This is a genomic window from Corynebacterium sp. TUM25020 (assembly GCF_056388495.1).
In genome coordinates this window covers 527,135-545,362 of sequence record NZ_JBWJFG010000001.1, presented here as the reverse complement: position 1 = coordinate 545,362, position 18,228 = coordinate 527,135, and the positions used below count along the sequence as shown (strand labels likewise).

Below are 18,228 nucleotides of genomic sequence, written 5' to 3'. Positions count from 1 at the left end.
GGGATCCCCACAGCCCCCGAGTCGCTGGCCTGTCTGTCGTCGACGGGGCCTGTATTTCATTCCCCCCATTCTTCATTGCCCCACTTTAACGGTATGTTCGTACCGAGTAGGACAATGTTTATGTTAGAAACTGTGTTCAGGTTGCGCAGGCTAAGCGTTACATATCCTGCGGTACCTGTCCCCCAAACACTCAACCTAAACCTGAACTACGGCCACTTTAGTTTCTATTAGGTAGTTCTTATAGTTGTAGCTCTCTCGATAACCTAGCGGTGTGTCTTAGAACAATATAAGTAAACCACGGTGCTGTAAGTTCGGGGGTAAACCCAGTAATCTCCGCCACATTTCCACTTCCAGAAAGGAGTTTCTGTGGGTCGGCAGCTAGTGCTTAAAGGGTTCGGCCCCGCTGCGGCTTTGCTTGCTATACGAGCAGTTCAACGTGGGTTCTCAATTGTTGCATACGATCCCTCTTTTACAGTGGGCAGCCCTACCCCATTTCCGGGTACCTACGGAGTGTTCACCCCACAGATCCCTTCTTGGGCAGACCCCCTATTTGGCCCGCCGACGCCATTAGGAATCGCTGCGGGATCGCCGCCGAGACAACGTGTGCTTGGCTTCACAAACCGCATGCTCGATCAGGAAGCTGTCGTCGAGGCGCTAGACAGGTATGGTGTGCAGATCATTCCAGAGGCACTCCCCGACGGCATGTCAGCCATTGATTGCACCGGTGCTCCGCGCACAGACGCTGCTCTGTGGCAGCTTGCGGTGGGGTGGTTTTTCCCCTTCGATAACTTTGACTTCGCTCCCACACACCCGAAAGCAAACGGAGTTCTCATGGATTGGGGCGTTCCCGATCTGAAAGATCCCTCAGCCCCGCCCAGCTTCTTCTATGCCCAACGCACAAGCGAGGGCTGGCTGTTTGAGGAAACGATCCTGGCGACGCACTGTAATGCAGATCCGGCCAGCCAGCAGGAATTATTCACGCTTCTGAGGGAACGGCTGGCTCAGCGGTGCTCATGGAAACGCCTCACCGAGGAACAGGTGATACGCGAAGAACAGGTGTCGATTCCAATGGGGACGCAGCGGCGTCACAAAGGAAAGAAATTCGGTGCCGCTGCAGGGTTCATTAACCCGGCAACGGGCTATTCGCTAGGCCATGCGTTAGAGGCAGTAGATGAATTCCTGGACGATCGACCGCTCGGCGGTTGGGCCGCCTACACATTGCGACAAATCGGTGGGGAGCTGATTGCGCGAGCTGATGGGGAAACCTTGAAGGACTTCTTCGGGCACTTCTTTGCTCTCGATACACGTCAGCAACTGGCGTACCTCACCGGACGGGATGGCCTAGCGGTGGCACGCACAATGTGGGCGCTGCGGAAGGGAGCGGGGCTGCGGCACAAATTCCTGCGACCGCTGTTTTGCCAACCGTGGTCGGTGGCACAAGCGGTGTGGGCTAGACGGTGAAACCGAGGAAGCGCAGCTGTTCGCGACCCTCCTCGTTAATCATGTGCGGGCCCCAAGCCGGGCTCCATACCCAATTGATCTGCAGGTCGGTGACCTCTTCGACGTTGCTCAGTACAGCATCGCGTGCCTGATCTTCCAGCACATCCTGCAGCGGGCAGGCCGGGGAGGTCAAGGTCATGTTCATAACAGCCTTCTTGCCCTCGATCCAGAGGTCGTAGACCAACCCCAGGTCAATAACGTTGATACCCAGCTCGGGATCGATAACGTCCAGCAGATGCTCTTCCACCTTCCCAGCAATGGCCATGTCTTCCGGGCTGCGCTCGGAGGGACCCTGCGGAGCCTTGTCCAACGGCGAGGGATCCATCTCCGGTGCGGTGGGCTCTGCAGCGTTTGCATTGTCAGTCATGGTAGGTTCCTTACTCTGCGTCGTGGGTTTCGGGGGCTACGCCGGCCTCAGTAGCGGCGGCCTCAAAGGCTTTCCAGCCGAGAAGAGCGCACTTCACTCGTGCCGGGTATTTTGATACGCCCGCGAAGGCGACACCGTCGCCGATGATGTCATCGTCGCCTTCGATCTTGCCGCGAGAAGTCACCATGCGCTCAAACTCGGCGAGCTTGGCGAAGGCCTCTTCGACCGGGCGGCCAACCAATTCCTCCGCCATAACGGACGTGGATGCCTGGCTGATGGAACAACCCACCGCATCATAGGAGATATCCTCCACGGTTTGGTTGTCCTCACTAAGATGCAGGCGCAGTGTCAACTCATCACCACACGACGTGTTGACATGGTGCACCTCAGATTCGAAAGGTTCGCGCAGGCCAGCGTGCTGCGGGTGCTTGTAGTGGTCCAGGATCACTTCCTGGTACATCTGTTCTAGTTTCATGTGACCGTGGATCCCCTTATGCGGTTCCGAAAAATTCCTGTGCCTTTGCGATGGCCGCAACTAGCGCGTCGACCTCCGAGAGGTCATTGTAAATGTAGAAGCTAGCGCGGGCAGTTGCCTGTACTCCCATGCACGTGTGCACCGGCCATGCGCAGTGGTGACCTACGCGAATACATACGCCTTGGTCATCGACAACCTGGCCTAGGTCGTGCGGGTGAATGCCCTCGACGACAAAGCTCAGCGCACTACCACGATTCTGAGTGTCAGTGGGGCCGATAATGCGGAGGCCATCGATGGTCTGCAGCTGCTTGAGCGCGTAGGCGGTGATCTCAGCTTCGTGCTCTGCAACCTTTTCCATGCCAAGTTCATTGAGGTAGGTCACCGCTGCACCGAGTCCGACGACCTGTGAGGTCATTTGCGTTCCAGCCTCGAAACGCTGTGGAGCTTCGGTGAACGTGGTGCCTTCCATCGTCACTTTCTCCACCATCGAACCGCCGGTCAAGAAAGGCGGTAGCTGATCCATGTGCTGAGACTTGCCGTAGAGCACGCCGACGCCATTAGGTCCCAGCATCTTGTGGCCTGAGAATGCAGCGAAATCTACATCTAGCTCATGGAAATCCACGGGCATGTGCGGCACGGACTGGCATGCGTCCAATACAAAGATGGCATCCACAGCGCGGGCGCGTCGCACGGCCTCGGCCACGTCCAAAACAGCACCTGTGACATTGGACTGGTGCGTTAGCGCCACGACCTTGGTGCGTTCGCTGAGTTGAAGGCTATCGAGGTCAATTCGACCGTCTGAGGTGGCCGAGTACCACTTCAACGTAGCCCCGGTACGCTGGGCGAGTTCCTGCCACGGCACCAGGTTGGCATGGTGCTCCAGCTCAGAGACGACGATCTCATCGCCAGCGCTGACCTGCAGCTCCCCCGACCTTGGGTCGCCCAACATATACGCGACCTCATTCAATGCCTCTGTAGCATTCTTGGTAAACGCGATCTCGCGATCCTCTGCTCCAACGAAGGCCGCTATAGCCTCTCGCGCGGACTCGTATGCCTCCGTGGCCTCCTCCGCGATTTCGTAGGCACCACGGTGCACAGGGGCGTTGTGGGTGGTCAGGAATTCCCGTTCCGCATCGAGCACCTGCACAGGTCGCTGCGCGGTGGCGCCGGAATCCAGATAGACCAACTTCTTGCCATCGCGCACAGTGCGCGACAGGATCGGGAAGTCGCTGCGGATCTTCGCGGTGTCCAGGGAACCGTTTGAACTCACAAGTTCACACTTTCTGCCAGGTCAAGCTTGGCCGAGCAAGGTTGTAGGGAAAGAAAAGGCGGGCGTGGCGAGGAGCGCGGAGGTGGAAGTCGTTATACGAACTTCTCGTAGCCCTCGGACTCCAGCTGCTGAGCCAGCTCCGGGCCACCGCTTTCCACGATGCGGCCCTTGGCAAACACGTGGACATACTCGGGCTTTACGTAGTTAAGGATGCGCTGGTAGTGGGTGATCATCAGCACGCCACCGTTCTCGCGCTCCTTGTAGCGGTTAATACCCTCGGAGACGACGCGCAGGGCGTCGACATCCAGGCCGGAGTCGGTCTCATCCAAGATGGCGAACTTCGGCTTCAGCAGACCCAGCTGGAGGATTTCGTGACGCTTCTTCTCACCACCGGAGAAGCCCTCGTTCACGGAACGCTCAGAGAACGAAGGATCGATGGACAGCTCCTCCATTGCTGCGCGGGCTTCCTTCACCCACTCGCGGATCTTCGGAGCCTCACCGCGGACGGCTGTGGCGGAGGAACGTAGGAAGTTCGCCATGGATACGCCCGGTACCTCGGTCGGGTACTGCATCGCCAGGAACAGGCCAGCACGAGCGCGCTCGTCAACCTCCATGTCCAGCAGGTTCTCGCCATCGAGCAGCACCTCACCCTCGGTGATCTCGTAACGCGGGTGGCCGGCAATGGCATAGGACAAGGTGGACTTGCCGGAACCGTTCGGGCCCATGATGGCGTGGGTTTCACCGGAGTTGATGGTCAGGTTGACGCCGTGCAGGATCGGCTTCGGATCCTCGTTCTCGTCGGCCGGGACAACCTGCGCGTGCAGGTTCTTAATTTCCAAAGTGCTCATGGTGTGTAAAAGCTTTCTATGGGTTTTGGGAAGTAACTTCTTCGGTGGGGTTAAAGAACGGTGTGCTGGAGCTCTGCCTCGACCTTGTCCTCGAGCAGCTCCCGGATCTGTTCCTCCGGGATGCGCTTGATGACGTCGGTGAAGAAACCACGGACAATCAGCATTTTGGCGCTGGCCGGGTCAATACCGCGGGACTGTAGGTAGAACATGTGCTCGTCGTCGAAGCGACCCACCGTAGCAGCGTGGCCGGCGCCAACGATTTCACCCGTCTGGATCTCCAGGTTTGGCACTGCGTCGGCGCGGGCGCCGGAGGTCAGCAGCAGGTTGTTGTTCTTTTCGTAGGTGTCGGTACCGGTTGCATCCGGGCGGATCAATACGTCGCCGATCCATGCCGTGCGAGCCTCGCGGGCGTCCTTGCCCTTTTCCGGTTCGCCCTGCAAAGCACCCTTGTACAACACATTGGAGCGGCAGTTGCGGATAGAGTGATCCACCAACAGACGCTGCTCGAAATACTGGTTGGCATCGGCGAAGTACAGTCCCAGCAGTTCTGCGTCACCGCCGGTGTCCGTGTAACGCACGTGTGGAACAGAACGCACTACGTGACCACCGAAGGCTGCGTAGTAGTGGCGCACAACCGCATCGCGACCGACCTGAATATGGGAGTTCGACAGGTGTACAGCGTCGTCGTTCCAATCCTCGAAGACCACGGTGGTCAACTTCGCACCATCGCCAACAACAAACTCCACGTTGTCGGAGTGAGCACCGGAACCCTCATAACGGACGAACACCACTGCCTCGGCGTGCGACTCAAGCTCGACGACGAGGGTGCCGTAGGAGACCTCGTCCTCGCCGGGACCGTCGATGGTGACGGTTACCGGAGACTGCAATGCAGCATCCTTGGTAATGCGCAGGTAGTCGGCCTCCTGGGTGTTTTCCCAAGCCTGTGCCGCTGCACGATCCACGGGTGCGCCCGCGCGACCGAGACGCTCATCGCCTTGCTGGAGCTGTTCGATAGCCACGCTGGGGGCGTCGTTATCAGCCACATCGACCGCGACAGCGGCGCGCTTGCCAGCCTTAGCCTTCCCATCGTGTAGGCCGCGCAGTTCACGCAGCGGGGTGAAGCGCCAGTCCTCGTCCTTACCGTGCGGAACGGCGAAGTCCGCAGCCGAGAAAGAGGTGAAACGGTCGCCTTTGGTCTGGTGGCTCGTACCAGCCTTGACGGGCGTGATTGTCGCTTCGGTTTCGTTTAGTGGGGTGGTCATTTGGTTTAACCCACCGATCCTTCCATCTGCAGTTCGATAAGACGGTTGAGCTCCAGGGCATACTCCATGGGCAGCTCCTTGGCAATGGGCTCGACGAAGCCACGGACAATCATCGCCATAGCCTCCTCTTCCTCGATGCCGCGGGACATCAGGTAGAACAGCTGATCCTCGGAGACCTGGGAGACCGTGGCTTCGTGGCCGAGCGTGACATGGTCGTTGCGAATGTCGTTGTACGGATATGTATCCGAACGCGAAATGGAATCGACCAGCAACGCATCACACTCAACGTTCGACGCCGAGTGGTGGGCATCCTTGTTCACCTGCACCAGACCGCGGTAAGCGGCGCGGCCGCCAGCGCGGGCGACGGACTTCGACACGATGTTCGAGCTCGTGTGCGGAGCCATGTGCACCATCTTTGCACCCGTGTCCTGGAACTGTCCCTCGCCAGCGAAGGCCACGGAAAGAACCTCGCCCTTTGCATGCGGGCCGGTCATCCAAACCGCTGGGTACTTCATTGTGACCTTGGAGCCGATGTTGCCGTCGACCCACTCCATGGTGCCGCCCTCTTCGCATTTCGTGCGCTTAGTGACGAGATTGTAGACGTTGTTAGACCAGTTCTGGATCGTGGTGTAGCGGCAGCGGCCACCCTTCTTCACAATGATCTCCACGACGGCAGAGTGCAGCGAGTCGGTCTTGTAAATCGGAGCGGTACAACCCTCGACGTAGTGGACATAAGCGTCCTCGTCGACGATGATCAGGGTGCGCTCGAACTGGCCCATGTTCTCGGTGTTAATACGGAAATAAGCCTGCAGCGGAATATCTACGTGTACGCCCTTCGGCACGTAGATAAAGGAACCACCGGACCACACTGCGGTGTTCAAAGCGGAGAATTTGTTGTCGCCGGCGGGGATGACGCTGCCGAAGTATTCCTCAAACAATTCCGGGTAGTCCCGCAGACCGGTATCCGTGTCAACGAAGATCACACCCTGGCTCTCGAGATCCTCGCGAATCTGGTGGTAAACAACCTCCGATTCGTACTGCGCGGCCACGCCAGCCACGAGACGCTGCTTCTCAGCCTCCGGGATGCCCAGCTTGTCGTAGGTGTTCTTAATGTCCTCCGGCAGGTCATCCCAGGTCTGAGCTTGCTTCTCGGTGGAGCGAACAAAGTACTTAATGTTGTCGAAGTCGATATCGCTAAGATCCGCACCCCACGTCGGCAGCGGCTTCTTGTCGAAGATCTCCAGAGCCTTCAGGCGACGCTTCAGCATCCACTCCGGCTCATTCTTCTTTGCGGAAATATCGCGGACGACATCCTCATTAAGACCACGGCGGGCAGAGGCGCCGGCAGCATCGGAATCGTGCCAGCCATAGCCATACGCGCCGATGGAATCAATGATCTCTTCGTCTGTCTGGGGTTTGGTTTCAGGTGTTTGTGCAGCTTGAGTCATGGTTTAACTTTCCTTCTTGGGGGAAGGGGCAATGGTTCTAAGCGGAATATGAGTGGTGCAGACACCGTTTCCGTCGGCAATTGTTGCCAACGGTTGAGTGTGCTGACCTAGAAGCTCTGCGACCACTCGGTGCTCCGCCGCGCACAGTTCTGGGAACTCGTGAGCGACATCTTGGATCGGGCAGTGGTGACGGCAAATCTGGACGCCACCGCCTGCACTATCGACAGTGGCTGCATAGCCTCTCTCGGTGAGCACATCGGCAATGGCCTTAGCCCTTGCAGCCACATCTGCGTCGGCGTCCGGCACGTCCTTCAGTAGGTCATGCACACGCTGGGCGGCGAAATCCTCCACCGCCTCTTCCCCGCCCGCAGAGCGGAGGGCACGCAGTGCCAGCAAGGCAAGAGTGTCGTAATCATGTCCAAACTCCGCCCGGCCTTCGTCGGTAAGCCGGAAAAGCTTGGCAGGCCGTCCACGTTGCCCGGAGCGAGGCGCTTCGACGACCTCGGCGAGGCCGTCTGACACGATGTTGTCTAAGTGACGCCTAACGCCGGCGGCGCTTAAGCCAAACGCCTCGCTAATGTCCGATGCGCTCACCGGACCGTGACGCAGCACGTGCAACAAAATGCGGTGCCGCGTGTCACGCTCTGTGGTTGGCTGCGATGAGCGTTCCTCAGATGTCCGTGCCACGCTATACCTCCTTCTGTCGCGAATAGTGTGCGTCGGTGCGATTAGTCTGTGCGATCAGTCAGTGCGACTAAACGACTAAAAATGTGCCTACATGATTAGACAACAAAAGTGTGTCGTAAATATTCCGTCTTGTCTACTAAGGTAACCCTGCCTTAGTTGCCACACATCGCTGTGACGTAGCTCAATTAGCTCTGTGGTGCTGGTCACGGCCATGGCTAAGGAGAATTTCCAACGACCTTCGGTAGAATTCCCACCTATGACTACCCCCACTTCGGACGCACCGGACACCCTGGCTAACTCCAGCGGTACCCGCTTCTTGCGACCGTGGCGGAGGTTCAGGGAACAATTGCCTCAACTTGGCCTCGCGGGATCGCGCTCGGCTCAGCTGCACTCTGAATCCGAGGGCGACAACGCTCCGGAAAGCTCTGTACAGCTCCAACCACTCAACCGTGCCCTGTCCATGAGGCTTTACGTCGCCGTCTTCTTGGGCGCCCTGGGCACGATGCTGATCACCGTCGGAGGGCTTGGCGCCGGCGCGTTTCCCGTGGTTCACAATCCCTATTGGGATTTCCCAGGTGTGAACACTTTGGCGAGAATGCTGCACTCCACCACCGTCATGGTTTTCGTAGGCATCGGGTTCCTGGTCTACGGCTGGCTCTTACTGCTGCGTTTCGCTGTCTCCACCCCCGGTAGGCCGAACCACCCGATTCCCGTCCGCACGTATTGGCGCACGTTCTTCGTGTGGGTCACCCCGTTGATGTTTACCCCGCCACTGTTTACTCAGGACATCTACTCCTACCTCGCACAAGGAGCCATCGCCGCCAAAGGCTGGGATCCTTACGGCGGAGGCCCGGTTGACTTGCTGGGAATTGACGATCCCCTGGCTCGCTCCGTGCCTTTGATGTGGGCACACTCCCCTGCGCCCTATGGGCCGGTCGCCCTGGGCTATGGAGAAGTGATCTCCATGCTCACAGGTAACTCGATCATTCTCGGCATCGTACTGCACCGCCTCGTGGCCATCTTGGGTCTTGCTCTGAGTGGTTGGGCACTCGTGCGTTTGGCGCGCCGCTGTGGCGTGTCCAGTGGTGCGGCGCTGTGGCTGGGCGTACTTAACCCACTGGCGATCCTCCACCTTATTGGCGGCATCCATAACGAGGCCGCGTTGATCGGCCTGCTCCTCGCTGGCATGGAATTGGTCTTGCGCGGGGTGGACAAGGAAGATCGCCCCCTTACTAGTCGTTGGATCCTCATCATCGGCGGATTCGTACTAATCACAATGGCTGGCATGGTGAAGGTCACCGCGCTGATCGGTTTGGGATTTGCCGGTGCAGCGCTGGCGCGTTGGTTTGGCGGTCGCCTTGTCGATCTGTGCACCGCCGCCGCGGTTGCTGTGGCGGTCTCCGCGACGGCCGCAGTGGTGATGTCTCTGCTCACTGGTGTGGGCTTTGGCTGGATCACCTCCCAAGGCGGAGCTGCAGAGATCATATCCTGGATGTCCATCACCACCTCCCTCGGCCTAGCCTCAGGTGCGCTGGGCGGAGTCCTGGGACTCGGAGATCACATTGACTCCTCCCTAGTTGTCTTCCGTACTTTGGGATTGCTAGTGGGCGGCTTTTGGGTGGTGCGTATGCTCTGGGCTTCATTCCGCGGGCGTATTCACCCCGTGGGCGGTTTGGGAGTGGCCACCCTCATCTTGGTGCTCTTCTTCCCCGTCGTACACCCCTGGTACCTCCTATGGGCGATTCTCCCGCTTGCGGCCTGGGCAAATCGCCGGGCGTTCCACCTCACCGCCATTATCTATTCAGTGGTCTTTAGCTTCTTTATCCTGCCCCGGGGTTTATCGCTTCCGACCTCAACCGTCATTTACATCTACCTGATGAGCCTGGTGTTCTTCTTGGTAGTGGTGTCAATTATGAAGTGGCTGGCAGGTGGAAACGCAGACCTGGCGGAAGCCATGTCGATTCGCGACGGCACTTCTGACGAACAGTGGCGACGCTACGTAATACACCGCCAGCGGACTAGACTCTCTCTACATGACAACAGGACCTGATTCACAGGCACCCGGTAGCGAGCCCATACTGCAACTCCGCGATGTCGTCAAAACTTTTGGCGATCGCCACGCGGTCAACGGCCTCAGCTTCAATCTCGCTGCCGGCCAGGTGCTCGCACTACTCGGCCCCAACGGCGCCGGCAAGACCACGACCGTCGAGATGTGCGAGGGTTTTATTCAACCCACTGAAGGAAGTATTCGAGTCTTCGGTCTGGATCCGGCGCTTCACTCGGACGAGGTTCGCAGCCGCATCGGCGTGATGCTGCAAGGTGGCGGCGCTTATCCCGGTATCCGCGTGGGAGAGATGCTGCGTTTGGTGGCGTCATATTCAAAGAATCCCTTGGATCCGGAATGGTTGCTCCAGACCGTCGGCCTGAAGGGCCACGAGAAGACACCCTATAGGCGCCTTTCGGGTGGCCAACAACAACGACTCAGTCTCGCCTGTGCGCTGGTCGGTCGTCCGGAGCTGGTGTTCCTCGACGAACCCACGGCGGGGCTCGATGCACAGTCCCGACTGGCGGTGTGGGATCTCGTAGCTTCCCTGAAGCGTGACGGTGTGGCTGTCATCTTGACCACGCACCTGATGGATGAAGCCGAAGCGCTGGCCGACCAGGTGGTCATTATCGACTCCGGACGGGTGGTTGCAGCAGGCACACCGGAGGAAATGACTTCACACCACGACCCGAATTCTACGGCTGCGTGGCTTTCCGTTCAGGTTGATTCCGACGCCCCACTCCCCGACGTCACCGCGGCCATTGCCAAGCACACACAAGCACAGTTGACAGTGGACGAAATCCGGCCCCGACATTTCAAGCTAGAGGCCCCGGAGTTTTCTCCGCAGACGATTGCCGACGTTGCCACAGCATTCGCTGAGCTGGGAGTGATGATTAGCCAGCTGGTAGTTAACCGACAGTCGCTGGAGGACGTGTTCCTCTCTATCACCGGAAAGGACATTCGCTCATGAAAAGCACCAGCCGCTTCGAACCCGGTTTCTTCGCTCCGGCGCCGCAACAGGCCAAATCCTTTGACATTGTAAAGGCACAGGCCAAGATCGAATCCTTGCTATTCTTGCGCCACGGCGAGCAGCAACTGCTCTCTATGGTCATTCCGTTGGGACTGCTTATTGGTTTGACGCTGGTTCCCGGCGATGATGCATCCCACGCTGTGACCCGTATCTTCCCCATGGCGCTGGCGATTGCCCTCATGGGCGCCGGTTTCACCGGACAGGCCATCGCCGTAGCCTTCGACCGCCGCTATGGTGCCCTGAAACGCATCGGCGCTGCAGGTGTGCCGACGTGGGCGCTCATCGCCGGGAAGGTAGTGGCCGTATGCATTGTGGTACTGCTGCAGGTTCTGGTTCTGTCTATCGCAGCTTTTGCCTTGGGCTGGCGCCCGGACATCGTTGGATTTCCAGCGGCGTTGCTGACCGCGGTGGTGGGCGTGGCAGCCTTCACAAGCCTGGGGCTGCTTCTGGGCGGCACTCTCAGCTCTGAACTGGTGCTGGCGCTGGGCAATACGATTTGGTTCGTATTATTGGGCGCAGCGGTGTACGCCACCATGACGACACCCGCCGGCGAGAGCGTCAACGGATTCCTTATGGCCGTCCCCTCGGTAGCTTTGATGGAGGGTTTTCACACGGCAGTCGAAACCGGGGGCTGCAACCTTGTTGCGCTGGCGAGCTTGCTGGCATGGGCGGTTGTAGGCACGGGCCTCGCGCTAAAGTTCTTCCGCTTCACCATGGAAAGCGACTAGTACCTTTCTGGTTTAGGCAATTAGCCCCGCGACATGGGGTTACGTTAGTCTTAAGGCGTGCTAGAGACTATGAAACGACGCGCCACGGAGGAGAGTAATCCCTTCGTCAAGGCGCTGCTGAAGCTGTACGCATTCGTTTATGCAGCAGACCGCAAATTCGGTTTCCCCCGCCCCGTCACCGCGCCGACTATCCGCCGTCAGCGCCTATTTGCCATCATCCTGCTGGCTTGCCAGACGGGAATCACTTTCACTGGATCACTGGTGCGCGTGACAGGTTCCGGCCTGGGATGTGACACCTGGCCTCAGTGCCACCCAGGATCGCTACTTCCCGTGCCGGGTTCGGCTCCGTGGATTCACCAACTGATTGAGTTCGGCAACCGAACGCTGACGTTCGTCCTGATCATCGCCTGCCTCATATGCTTCATTGCGGTAGTGCGAGCCGCGCGCCGCTCCTCAATCCTCCACCTGGCTTTCGTCCAGGGAATCGGCATTATCGCCCAGGCTGTAATTGGTGGAATCACTGTCCACATGGATCTCATGTGGTGGATGGTTGCGCTGCACTTCCTGCCGAGCATGCTGCTGGTATTCCTGGCCGCCAAACTAGTTGTGCGAATCGGCGAACCCGATGACGGCGAAATGCAGCCGCTGATGCCCCGACCGTTGCGCATCCTCACTGATGGCTCTGCGATTAGCTTGGCAGTGGTGCTTATGACCGGCACTTTGGTTACCAGCGCGGGTCCCCATGCTGGCGATGAGGCTATTTTGCCGGAGCACCGACTGCAGGTGCCTCTGATCGACATGGCACACATCCACGCTGGCTTTATGTACCTATACTTGGGGCTCACGATCGGCCTGTTGGCGGGCGTCTTTGCTCTGAATCTTGAGCGCCGCATCAAGACTGCTTCCTACTGGGTTATTGCCGCGATTATCGTGCAGGCTGCCATTGGCATCATGCAGTACTGGTTGGGTGTGCCTCGCTGGTCCGTTCCGTTGCACGTCATCGGCTCCGGCCTCTCTACCGCCGCCACCGGATTCCTGTGGGCACTGAAGTCCCGCTACAGCGGTGGCAACGCCAGCCACACGGGCACCACCACCGGGGATAGTCAGCGCCACGAGGCTGTCAACGCCAAAGACGGCTAATATACAGAGTCCAGGGTTATTGTCTAGCTGACAGCGACGAGGGGTCGAACCATGACTCAGCCGACGTGCATGCCGCGCACCACACTGAAATTCAACTCGGGGGTCGATACTCCACTGGTGCCTGAACGGGGCGAACGCTACTACTCCACCCCCAACCCGATGCGGGATAACAGTGGGGCCTTTGAAGCAATAAAGGCAGCGGGTCCGCAGCCTTACGCTCGGGACCTGCCGGGTCGCATGATTATCTTCCTGGTCGTTGGGCTCTTCGGTGCCGTCTTCGCTGCTATTGGTCTCATGCTGATTCTCAGCAAACTTCGTCGAGGGGTTGCAACGGCCGACAGTCTCCGTCTCACGGATACGGTCTTTTTCATCGTTGGAATGATCTTCGTCGTTGTCGCGGTCTACTCGATCTCCAGCGCCCTAGCACGACGCAGACGAATCGTCACCGCCTGGAAGAATGGCTGGATCGACTACTACCCAGCGCTGGTCGGGCAGGTCTATCATTGCCGCACCGAAAGGCGAGAAAGCGAATCTTCAGGCTCAACGTTCTATTACTACTATCGGGCGCCTCTCCACGTGCTTTACCCTGATGGCTCGTTCCGGCAGATGCACTCCTTTGAGTTTGAGATGAAGCGCAAGCCCGACTGGTATCGCACCCGTTTTAATATGGCCTCATCGGCGGAAACTGCTGTCGTGGATGGTTTGAACAATAACGGCTGGGCGATCGTCGGTATCAGTCGTCGACCCGGGCAAACCCACGCGGAGCTCGATTCCGGGCTCACGAAGAAACAGTGCGAAGCCGTATTCAACCTCGCCGAACGCGATTGGCTCAGAACGGCTTGGTGATCTTAGCCGTGATCCTAGGTCGTGATGCTAACCGAGCACCGCCTCGGCGAGAGTCTGCCAGCCCAGCACGGCATCAACAGACAGAGCCACGAACAGTAGCGACAGGTAGTTGTTCGACAGGAAGAACAGCTGCATCGGCTTGACCGGGGTGCCGTTTTTCACGCCACGGTGCAGCAGATGCGCCTTGATAATGAACCAGGCGCCGGACAGCACAGCCGCTGCCAGGTAGATCCAGCTAGCGGCGGGAACCAGTAGCAGCGAAGTGACCACGGTCGCCCACGTGTAGGCAAGAATCTGGCGCGTAACCTCCAGCGGAGGTTTAACGACAGGCATCATGGGCACGCCCGCGGCTTCATAGTCCTCGCGGTAACGCATGCCAAGAGCCCAGGTATGCGGTGGCGTCCAAAAGAAAATAACCATGAACAAAATGAGCGCCTGGGCCCATGACAACCAGCCTGCGTGGAACGCCCCGCCGTTGTTATCGGTGATTACGGCCCAGCCAACTACGACGGGCATACAGCCGGCCGCGCCACCCCAGATGACGTTTTGCCAGGTACGGCGCTTCAACCACTTGGTGTAGACATAGACGTAAAACCAGTTCGTCAGCACGATAAACCCGGCGGCCAGCCACGAATGGCAGAGGAAGCCGAGCCACAGCACCGAGATAATGAGCAACACCCAGGCGAAGATGCGCGCTTCGCTGACGGAAACGGTCTGACGAGCCGTCGGACGGCGCCGGGTGCGACGCATCAGCTGATCTATGTCGTGATCGACGACGTTATTGAAGGTGTTAGCAGCCCCGGCTCCCATCCAGCCGCCGATAAGGGTCAGCAGGATAAGACCGAAGTTCACTTCGCCGCGTTGTGCCTGCAACATTGCAGGAATCGTGGCTACCAGCAATAGCTCAATGACCCTAGGTTTGGTCAGTGCTATGTATGCCTTGGCCGTCTCAGCGAATGTCTTCACCGGCTGCCTCGCCTCCAAGTTCAGGTCATGCAGTTCCACCTGCAGTCTATCCATTCCGCGTCTAACGCTACCCGAGCGTTTCATGCTGGCCGAACCGCGCCCTCGGAACAAGTGTCCGTGGCACTGAAAGCCTTGCCAATGCACGGGATTCAGACCTGCATCTCTATATGGTCGGCTGGAGCGCCGATAAAGTTCCAACTTTCAGTAAAAAGGTTGTGGCACACCCTGATACAAAATTGGCGCCCACCATCTGCGCCCACTAGCCACGGCGGTCGGCCGCGACCATTAGTATGTATGGGGTATTCAGCTTGATGAAGAAAGGCAACTGACAGTGACTCTCTCCCCAGAACAGCAGGCACTCACCGTGCGGAATTACCCAGCCGACTGGACGGAGACCGACACGCGCGCGGTCGACCTCGCCCGTGTGCTGGCTGCTGATGCCGTTGAAAAGTGCGGATCCGGTCACCCCGGTACGGCAATGAGCCTGGCACCGCTGGCTTACACCCTGTACCAGCGTGTGTTGCGACACGATCCGAAGGATGTCCACTGGGTAGGTAGGGATCGCTTTGTGCTGTCGGCGGGTCACTCGTCTCTGACGCAGTACATTCAGCTGTTTTTGGGTGGTTTCGGCCTGGAGCTCGAAGATCTGCAGGCCCTGCGCACCTGGGGCTCCAAGACCCCGGGCCACCCGGAGGTGCACCACACCGACGGTGTGGAGATTACGACCGGTCCGCTTGGCCAGGGTCTGGCTTCCGCGGTGGGTATGGCTATGGCTTCCCGCCGTGAGCGCGCGCTGTTCGACCCTGAGACCCCCGCCGGCGAGTCCCCGTTTGACCACTTCATCTACGTCATTGCTTCCGACGGCGACGTGCAGGAGGGCGTAACCTCTGAGGCTTCGTCGCTGGCCGGTACCCAGCAGCTGGGTAACCTCATTGTCTTCTGGGACGACAACGGCATTTCCATCGAAGACCAGACCCAGATCGCCTTCACCGAGGACGTCGTGGCCCGCTACGACTCGTACGGCTGGCAGACCCTGGAGGTCACCGGTGAGGACGTCGAGGGCATTCTGGACGCCGTCGAGCGTGCCAAGGCCGAAACCTCCCGTCCGACTTTCATCCGCCTCAGCAGCGTGATCGCCTACCCCGCACCGACGAAGATGGACACCGGTGCATCCCACGGCGCAGCCCTGGGCGCAGAGGAAATCACCGGCATCAAGGAGGCGCTGAACTTCCCCGACGAGCCGTTCCCGGTAGAGGACAACGTTCTCGCCCACACTCGCGGACTCATCGAACGCGGGGCGCAGGTTCACGAGCAGTGGCAGGGTCTTTTCGACGCCTGGGCGGAGAAGAACCCGGAGAACAAGGTTCTGTTTGACCGTCTCTACTCCCGTGAACTTCCGACGGATTTCGATGCCGAGATTCCCAGCTGGGAGGCCGGCGAGTCCCTGGCCACGCGTAAAGCCTCGGAGGCTACGCTGCAGGCACTGGGCAAGACTCTGCCTGAGCTGTGGGGTGGCTCGGCCGACCTCGCTGGCTCCACAAACACCATCATCAAGGGCTCCCCGAGCTTCGGTCCGGAGGCCATCAGCACCCGCAGCTTTACTACGGAACCCGGCGGACGGAACCTGCACTTCGGCATCCGCGAGCACGGCATGGTGGCCATCTTGAACGGCATTGCACTGCACGGACCGACCCGTCCCTATGGCGCTACCTTCCTGCAGTTTTCTGACTACGCCCGTGGTGCCATTCGCCTGGGCGCGCTGATGAAGTCGGACGTCTATCACGTATGGACCCACGATTCCATTGGCTTGGGCGAGGATGGTCCGACCCACCAGCCGGTCGAGCACCTGGCTTCTCTGCGAGCTATCCCCCACCTGGCAGTAATTCGCCCAGCGGATGCTAACGAGGCTGCCGCTGGCTGGGTTGCCGCCTTGCGCGCCGAGGAATCGCCGAAGGCATTGATTCTGACGCGCCAGAACGTGCCTGTGCTGGAAGGCACCCAGGAAAAGGCTGCCGACGGTGTGGCCCGTGGAGCCTATGTGCTGGTCGAAGAGTCCACTGACACCCCAGAAGTTATCCTGCTGGCCACGGGTTCTGAGGTACAGCTCGCCGTCGAAGCCGCAAAGGAGCTCGAGGCTCAGGGCGTGGGCACTCGTGTTGTATCCATGCCAGTTATGGAGTGGTTCTTGGAGCAGGATGCTGAGTACCAGGAGCAGGTGCTTCCGAGCTCCGTCACCGCCCGTGTTTCCGTCGAGGCTGGCATTGCGGTGCCGTGGCACCGTTTCGTAGGCCTCAACGGTCGTACGGTTTCCCTGGAACACTACGGTGCTTCCGCGGACTACCAGACTCTATACCGCGAGTTCGGCATTACCGCAGAGGCTGTCGTCGCAGCGGCTCACGATTCCATTGCCGCCAACAAGTAATTTCTGACCCCGTTTACCCCCGTTTACAAGGACTGATCCTTCACCTATGAGCACTCCCGCCAACATCGAAGCCCTTGCCGCCGCCGGTACCTCCGTGTGGTTGGATGACCTGTCCCGCGACCGCCTGCGCTCCGGTAACCTCGCCGAAGTAATCGAAAACAAGGGCGTAGTTGGTGTAACCACCAACCCGGCGATTTTTGCCAAAGCTATGTCCCAGGGAACCGCCTACGACGAACAGCTACGCGAGCTCGCTGCCGCGGGTACCCCAGCAGATAGCGCCGTGTTCGAAATGGCTGCGGACGATGTTGCGGATGCTTGCGATGTGTTCCTCCCCCTCTACGAACGCACGGAGGGATTCGATGGCCGCGTTTCTTTGGAGGTCGACCCGCGCCTAGCCAATGAGCGCGAGGCCACGGTTACCCAAGCCAAGGAACTGGCTGCCAAGGTCGGACGCGACAATCTTATGATTAAGATTCCCGCCACGGAGGAATGCCTTCCTGCGATCACTGAAGTCTTGGCTGAGGGAATCAGCGTCAACGTCACTTTGATTTTCTCTGTCTCCCGCTACATTCAGGTGATGGAAGCTTTCATTGAGGGCATTAACCGTGCTGCCGAAGAGGGCAAAGATCTCTCCAAGATTCACTCCGTGGCTAGCTTCTTTGTCTCCCGCGTGGATACCGAGATCGACAAGCGCTTAGATAGCATCGGCTCCGAAGCAGCCAAGCAGCTGAAGGGCAAGGCGGGCGTGGCCAATGCCCAACTGGCCTATGCTGCCTTCGAGGAGCACCTGCTGAACAACCCCGAATGGCAGAAGCTGGCCGACAAGGGAGCTCGAGTACAGCGCCCACTGTGGGCGTCAACCTCAGTAAAGAACCCGGAGTACCCAGATACCTTGTACGTCACCGAGCTGGCCGGCCCGCACACCGTCAACACGATGCCAGAGAACACGCTGGACGCGACGATCGGCCATGGAGATATCCGTGGCGATTCGCTGTCCGGAACTGCATCCCAGGCACATGTGGTTTTCGCCAGCCTGGACGAGGTCGGAGTGAATCTGGCCGAGGTGTGGGCCGTGCTAGAAGATGAAGGTGTGGAAAAGTTCGTAGCCTCGTGGAACGAACTTTTGGGCACCCTCGCAGAGCAGCTAAACGCAAAATAGCAACCCCCGACTACCCCACGTAACAGAGGACTTTAA

At 59.1% G+C, this 18,228-nt stretch carries 16 protein-coding genes; 8 read left to right on the top strand and 8 right to left on the bottom strand.

Annotation, left to right across the window (positions count from 1 at the left end; genetic code table 11):
* Nucleotides 1–624 precede the first annotated feature (624 nt).
* Complete coding sequence (locus AC05K6_RS02435; protein ID WP_476727656.1) at nucleotides 625–1,461, top strand: lycopene cyclase family protein; 837 nt, start codon at nucleotides 625–627, stop codon at nucleotides 1,459–1,461.
* Here the strand turns inward: AC05K6_RS02435 and AC05K6_RS02430 are convergent.
* The 7 genes from AC05K6_RS02430 to AC05K6_RS02400 form a co-directional block, all read right to left on the bottom strand.
* A complete protein-coding gene (locus AC05K6_RS02430; RefSeq protein ID WP_476727655.1) occupies nucleotides 1,451–1,867 on the bottom strand; it encodes a metal-sulfur cluster assembly factor in 417 nt (138 codons plus the stop codon). The two genes, AC05K6_RS02435 and AC05K6_RS02430, sit on opposite strands and share 11 nt — an antisense overlap.
* A gap of 10 nt (nucleotides 1,868–1,877) precedes the next feature.
* Nucleotides 1,878–2,342: a Fe-S cluster assembly sulfur transfer protein SufU gene (sufU, locus tag AC05K6_RS02425; RefSeq protein ID WP_448307667.1), complete on the bottom strand. Its 465-nt coding sequence runs from the start codon at nucleotides 2,340–2,342 to the stop codon at nucleotides 1,878–1,880.
* Between the two features lie 16 nt (nucleotides 2,343–2,358).
* Entirely contained in the window at nucleotides 2,359–3,612 is a 1,254-nt protein-coding gene (locus AC05K6_RS02420; RefSeq protein WP_476727654.1) for a cysteine desulfurase, read from the bottom strand.
* Between the two features lie 92 nt (nucleotides 3,613–3,704).
* Nucleotides 3,705–4,460 (bottom strand): Fe-S cluster assembly ATPase SufC, encoded by a 756-nt coding sequence (gene sufC, locus AC05K6_RS02415; RefSeq protein ID WP_448307665.1) that lies wholly within the window; start codon nucleotides 4,458–4,460, stop codon nucleotides 3,705–3,707.
* A 50-nt stretch (nucleotides 4,461–4,510) separates the two neighbouring features.
* Nucleotides 4,511–5,722 (bottom strand): Fe-S cluster assembly protein SufD, encoded by a 1,212-nt coding sequence (gene sufD, locus AC05K6_RS02410; RefSeq protein WP_448307664.1) that lies wholly within the window; start codon nucleotides 5,720–5,722, stop codon nucleotides 4,511–4,513.
* Nucleotides 5,723–5,727: 5 nt separating this feature from the next.
* Nucleotides 5,728–7,170, bottom strand: a complete 1,443-nt coding sequence (sufB, locus tag AC05K6_RS02405; RefSeq protein WP_293791258.1) for a Fe-S cluster assembly protein SufB — start codon at nucleotides 7,168–7,170, stop codon at nucleotides 5,728–5,730.
* A gap of 3 nt (nucleotides 7,171–7,173) precedes the next feature.
* Nucleotides 7,174–7,857 carry a helix-turn-helix transcriptional regulator gene (locus tag AC05K6_RS02400; protein WP_448307663.1) on the bottom strand — a complete coding sequence of 228 codons (684 nt, stop codon included), beginning with the start codon at nucleotides 7,855–7,857 and terminating at the stop codon, nucleotides 7,174–7,176.
* A 256-nt stretch (nucleotides 7,858–8,113) separates the two neighbouring features.
* On the opposite strand from AC05K6_RS02400, the gene mptB reads away from it, so the two are divergent.
* From mptB to AC05K6_RS02375, 5 genes are all read left to right on the top strand, one after another.
* A complete protein-coding gene (gene mptB / locus AC05K6_RS02395; protein WP_448307662.1) occupies nucleotides 8,114–9,907 on the top strand; it encodes a polyprenol phosphomannose-dependent alpha 1,6 mannosyltransferase MptB in 1,794 nt (597 codons plus the stop codon).
* The gene (locus tag AC05K6_RS02390; protein WP_476727653.1) at nucleotides 9,891–10,871 is read left to right on the top strand and encodes an ABC transporter ATP-binding protein; all 981 of its coding nucleotides are present in this window, start codon (nucleotides 9,891–9,893) and stop codon (nucleotides 10,869–10,871) included. The genes mptB and AC05K6_RS02390 overlap by 17 nt, the downstream gene beginning before the upstream one ends.
* Entirely contained in the window at nucleotides 10,868–11,659 is a 792-nt protein-coding gene (locus AC05K6_RS02385) for an ABC transporter permease (protein ID WP_448307660.1), read from the top strand. Before AC05K6_RS02390 ends, AC05K6_RS02385 begins: the two co-directional genes overlap by 4 nt.
* 69 nt (nucleotides 11,660–11,728) lie before the next feature.
* Entirely contained in the window at nucleotides 11,729–12,799 is a 1,071-nt protein-coding gene (locus AC05K6_RS02380) for a COX15/CtaA family protein (protein WP_293791472.1), read from the top strand.
* Between the two features lie 51 nt (nucleotides 12,800–12,850).
* A complete protein-coding gene (locus AC05K6_RS02375; RefSeq protein WP_476727652.1) occupies nucleotides 12,851–13,645 on the top strand; it encodes a hypothetical protein in 795 nt (264 codons plus the stop codon).
* A 27-nt stretch (nucleotides 13,646–13,672) separates the two neighbouring features.
* On the opposite strand, the gene AC05K6_RS02370 is transcribed toward AC05K6_RS02375, so the two are convergent.
* Nucleotides 13,673–14,665: a heme o synthase gene (locus tag AC05K6_RS02370; RefSeq protein WP_448307657.1), complete on the bottom strand. Its 993-nt coding sequence runs from the start codon at nucleotides 14,663–14,665 to the stop codon at nucleotides 13,673–13,675.
* Between the two features lie 277 nt (nucleotides 14,666–14,942).
* Between AC05K6_RS02370 and tkt the strand changes: the two genes are divergently transcribed.
* Entirely contained in the window at nucleotides 14,943–17,033 is a 2,091-nt protein-coding gene (gene tkt / locus AC05K6_RS02365; protein WP_476727651.1) for a transketolase, read from the top strand.
* Nucleotides 17,034–17,079: 46 nt separating this feature from the next.
* Nucleotides 17,080–18,192, top strand: a complete 1,113-nt coding sequence (gene tal, locus AC05K6_RS02360) for a transaldolase (RefSeq protein ID WP_476727650.1) — start codon at nucleotides 17,080–17,082, stop codon at nucleotides 18,190–18,192.
* Nucleotides 18,193–18,228: the final 36 nt, after the last annotated feature.

Bases quoted from the DNA above. Each gene is read 5' to 3' on its own strand.
- AC05K6_RS02435 (WP_476727656.1), top strand. From the start codon at position 625: ATGCTCGATCAGGAAGCTGTCGTCGAGGCGCTAGACAGGTATGGTGTG.
- AC05K6_RS02430 (WP_476727655.1), bottom strand. From the start codon at position 1,867: ATGACTGACAATGCAAACGCTGCAGAGCCCACCGCACCGGAGATGGAT.
- sufU (WP_448307667.1), bottom strand. From the start codon at position 2,342: ATGAAACTAGAACAGATGTACCAGGAAGTGATCCTGGACCACTACAAG.
- sufC (WP_448307665.1), bottom strand. From the start codon at position 4,460: ATGAGCACTTTGGAAATTAAGAACCTGCACGCGCAGGTTGTCCCGGCC.
- sufD (WP_448307664.1), bottom strand. From the start codon at position 5,722: ATGACCACCCCACTAAACGAAACCGAAGCGACAATCACGCCCGTCAAG.
- sufB (WP_293791258.1), bottom strand. From the start codon at position 7,170: ATGACTCAAGCTGCACAAACACCTGAAACCAAACCCCAGACAGACGAA.
- mptB (WP_448307662.1), top strand. From the start codon at position 8,114: ATGACTACCCCCACTTCGGACGCACCGGACACCCTGGCTAACTCCAGC.
- AC05K6_RS02390 (WP_476727653.1), top strand. From the start codon at position 9,891: ATGACAACAGGACCTGATTCACAGGCACCCGGTAGCGAGCCCATACTG.
- AC05K6_RS02385 (WP_448307660.1), top strand. From the start codon at position 10,868: ATGAAAAGCACCAGCCGCTTCGAACCCGGTTTCTTCGCTCCGGCGCCG.
- AC05K6_RS02380 (WP_293791472.1), top strand. From the start codon at position 11,729: ATGAAACGACGCGCCACGGAGGAGAGTAATCCCTTCGTCAAGGCGCTG.
- AC05K6_RS02375 (WP_476727652.1), top strand. From the start codon at position 12,851: ATGACTCAGCCGACGTGCATGCCGCGCACCACACTGAAATTCAACTCG.
- AC05K6_RS02370 (WP_448307657.1), bottom strand. From the start codon at position 14,665: ATGGATAGACTGCAGGTGGAACTGCATGACCTGAACTTGGAGGCGAGG.
- tal (WP_476727650.1), top strand. From the start codon at position 17,080: ATGAGCACTCCCGCCAACATCGAAGCCCTTGCCGCCGCCGGTACCTCC.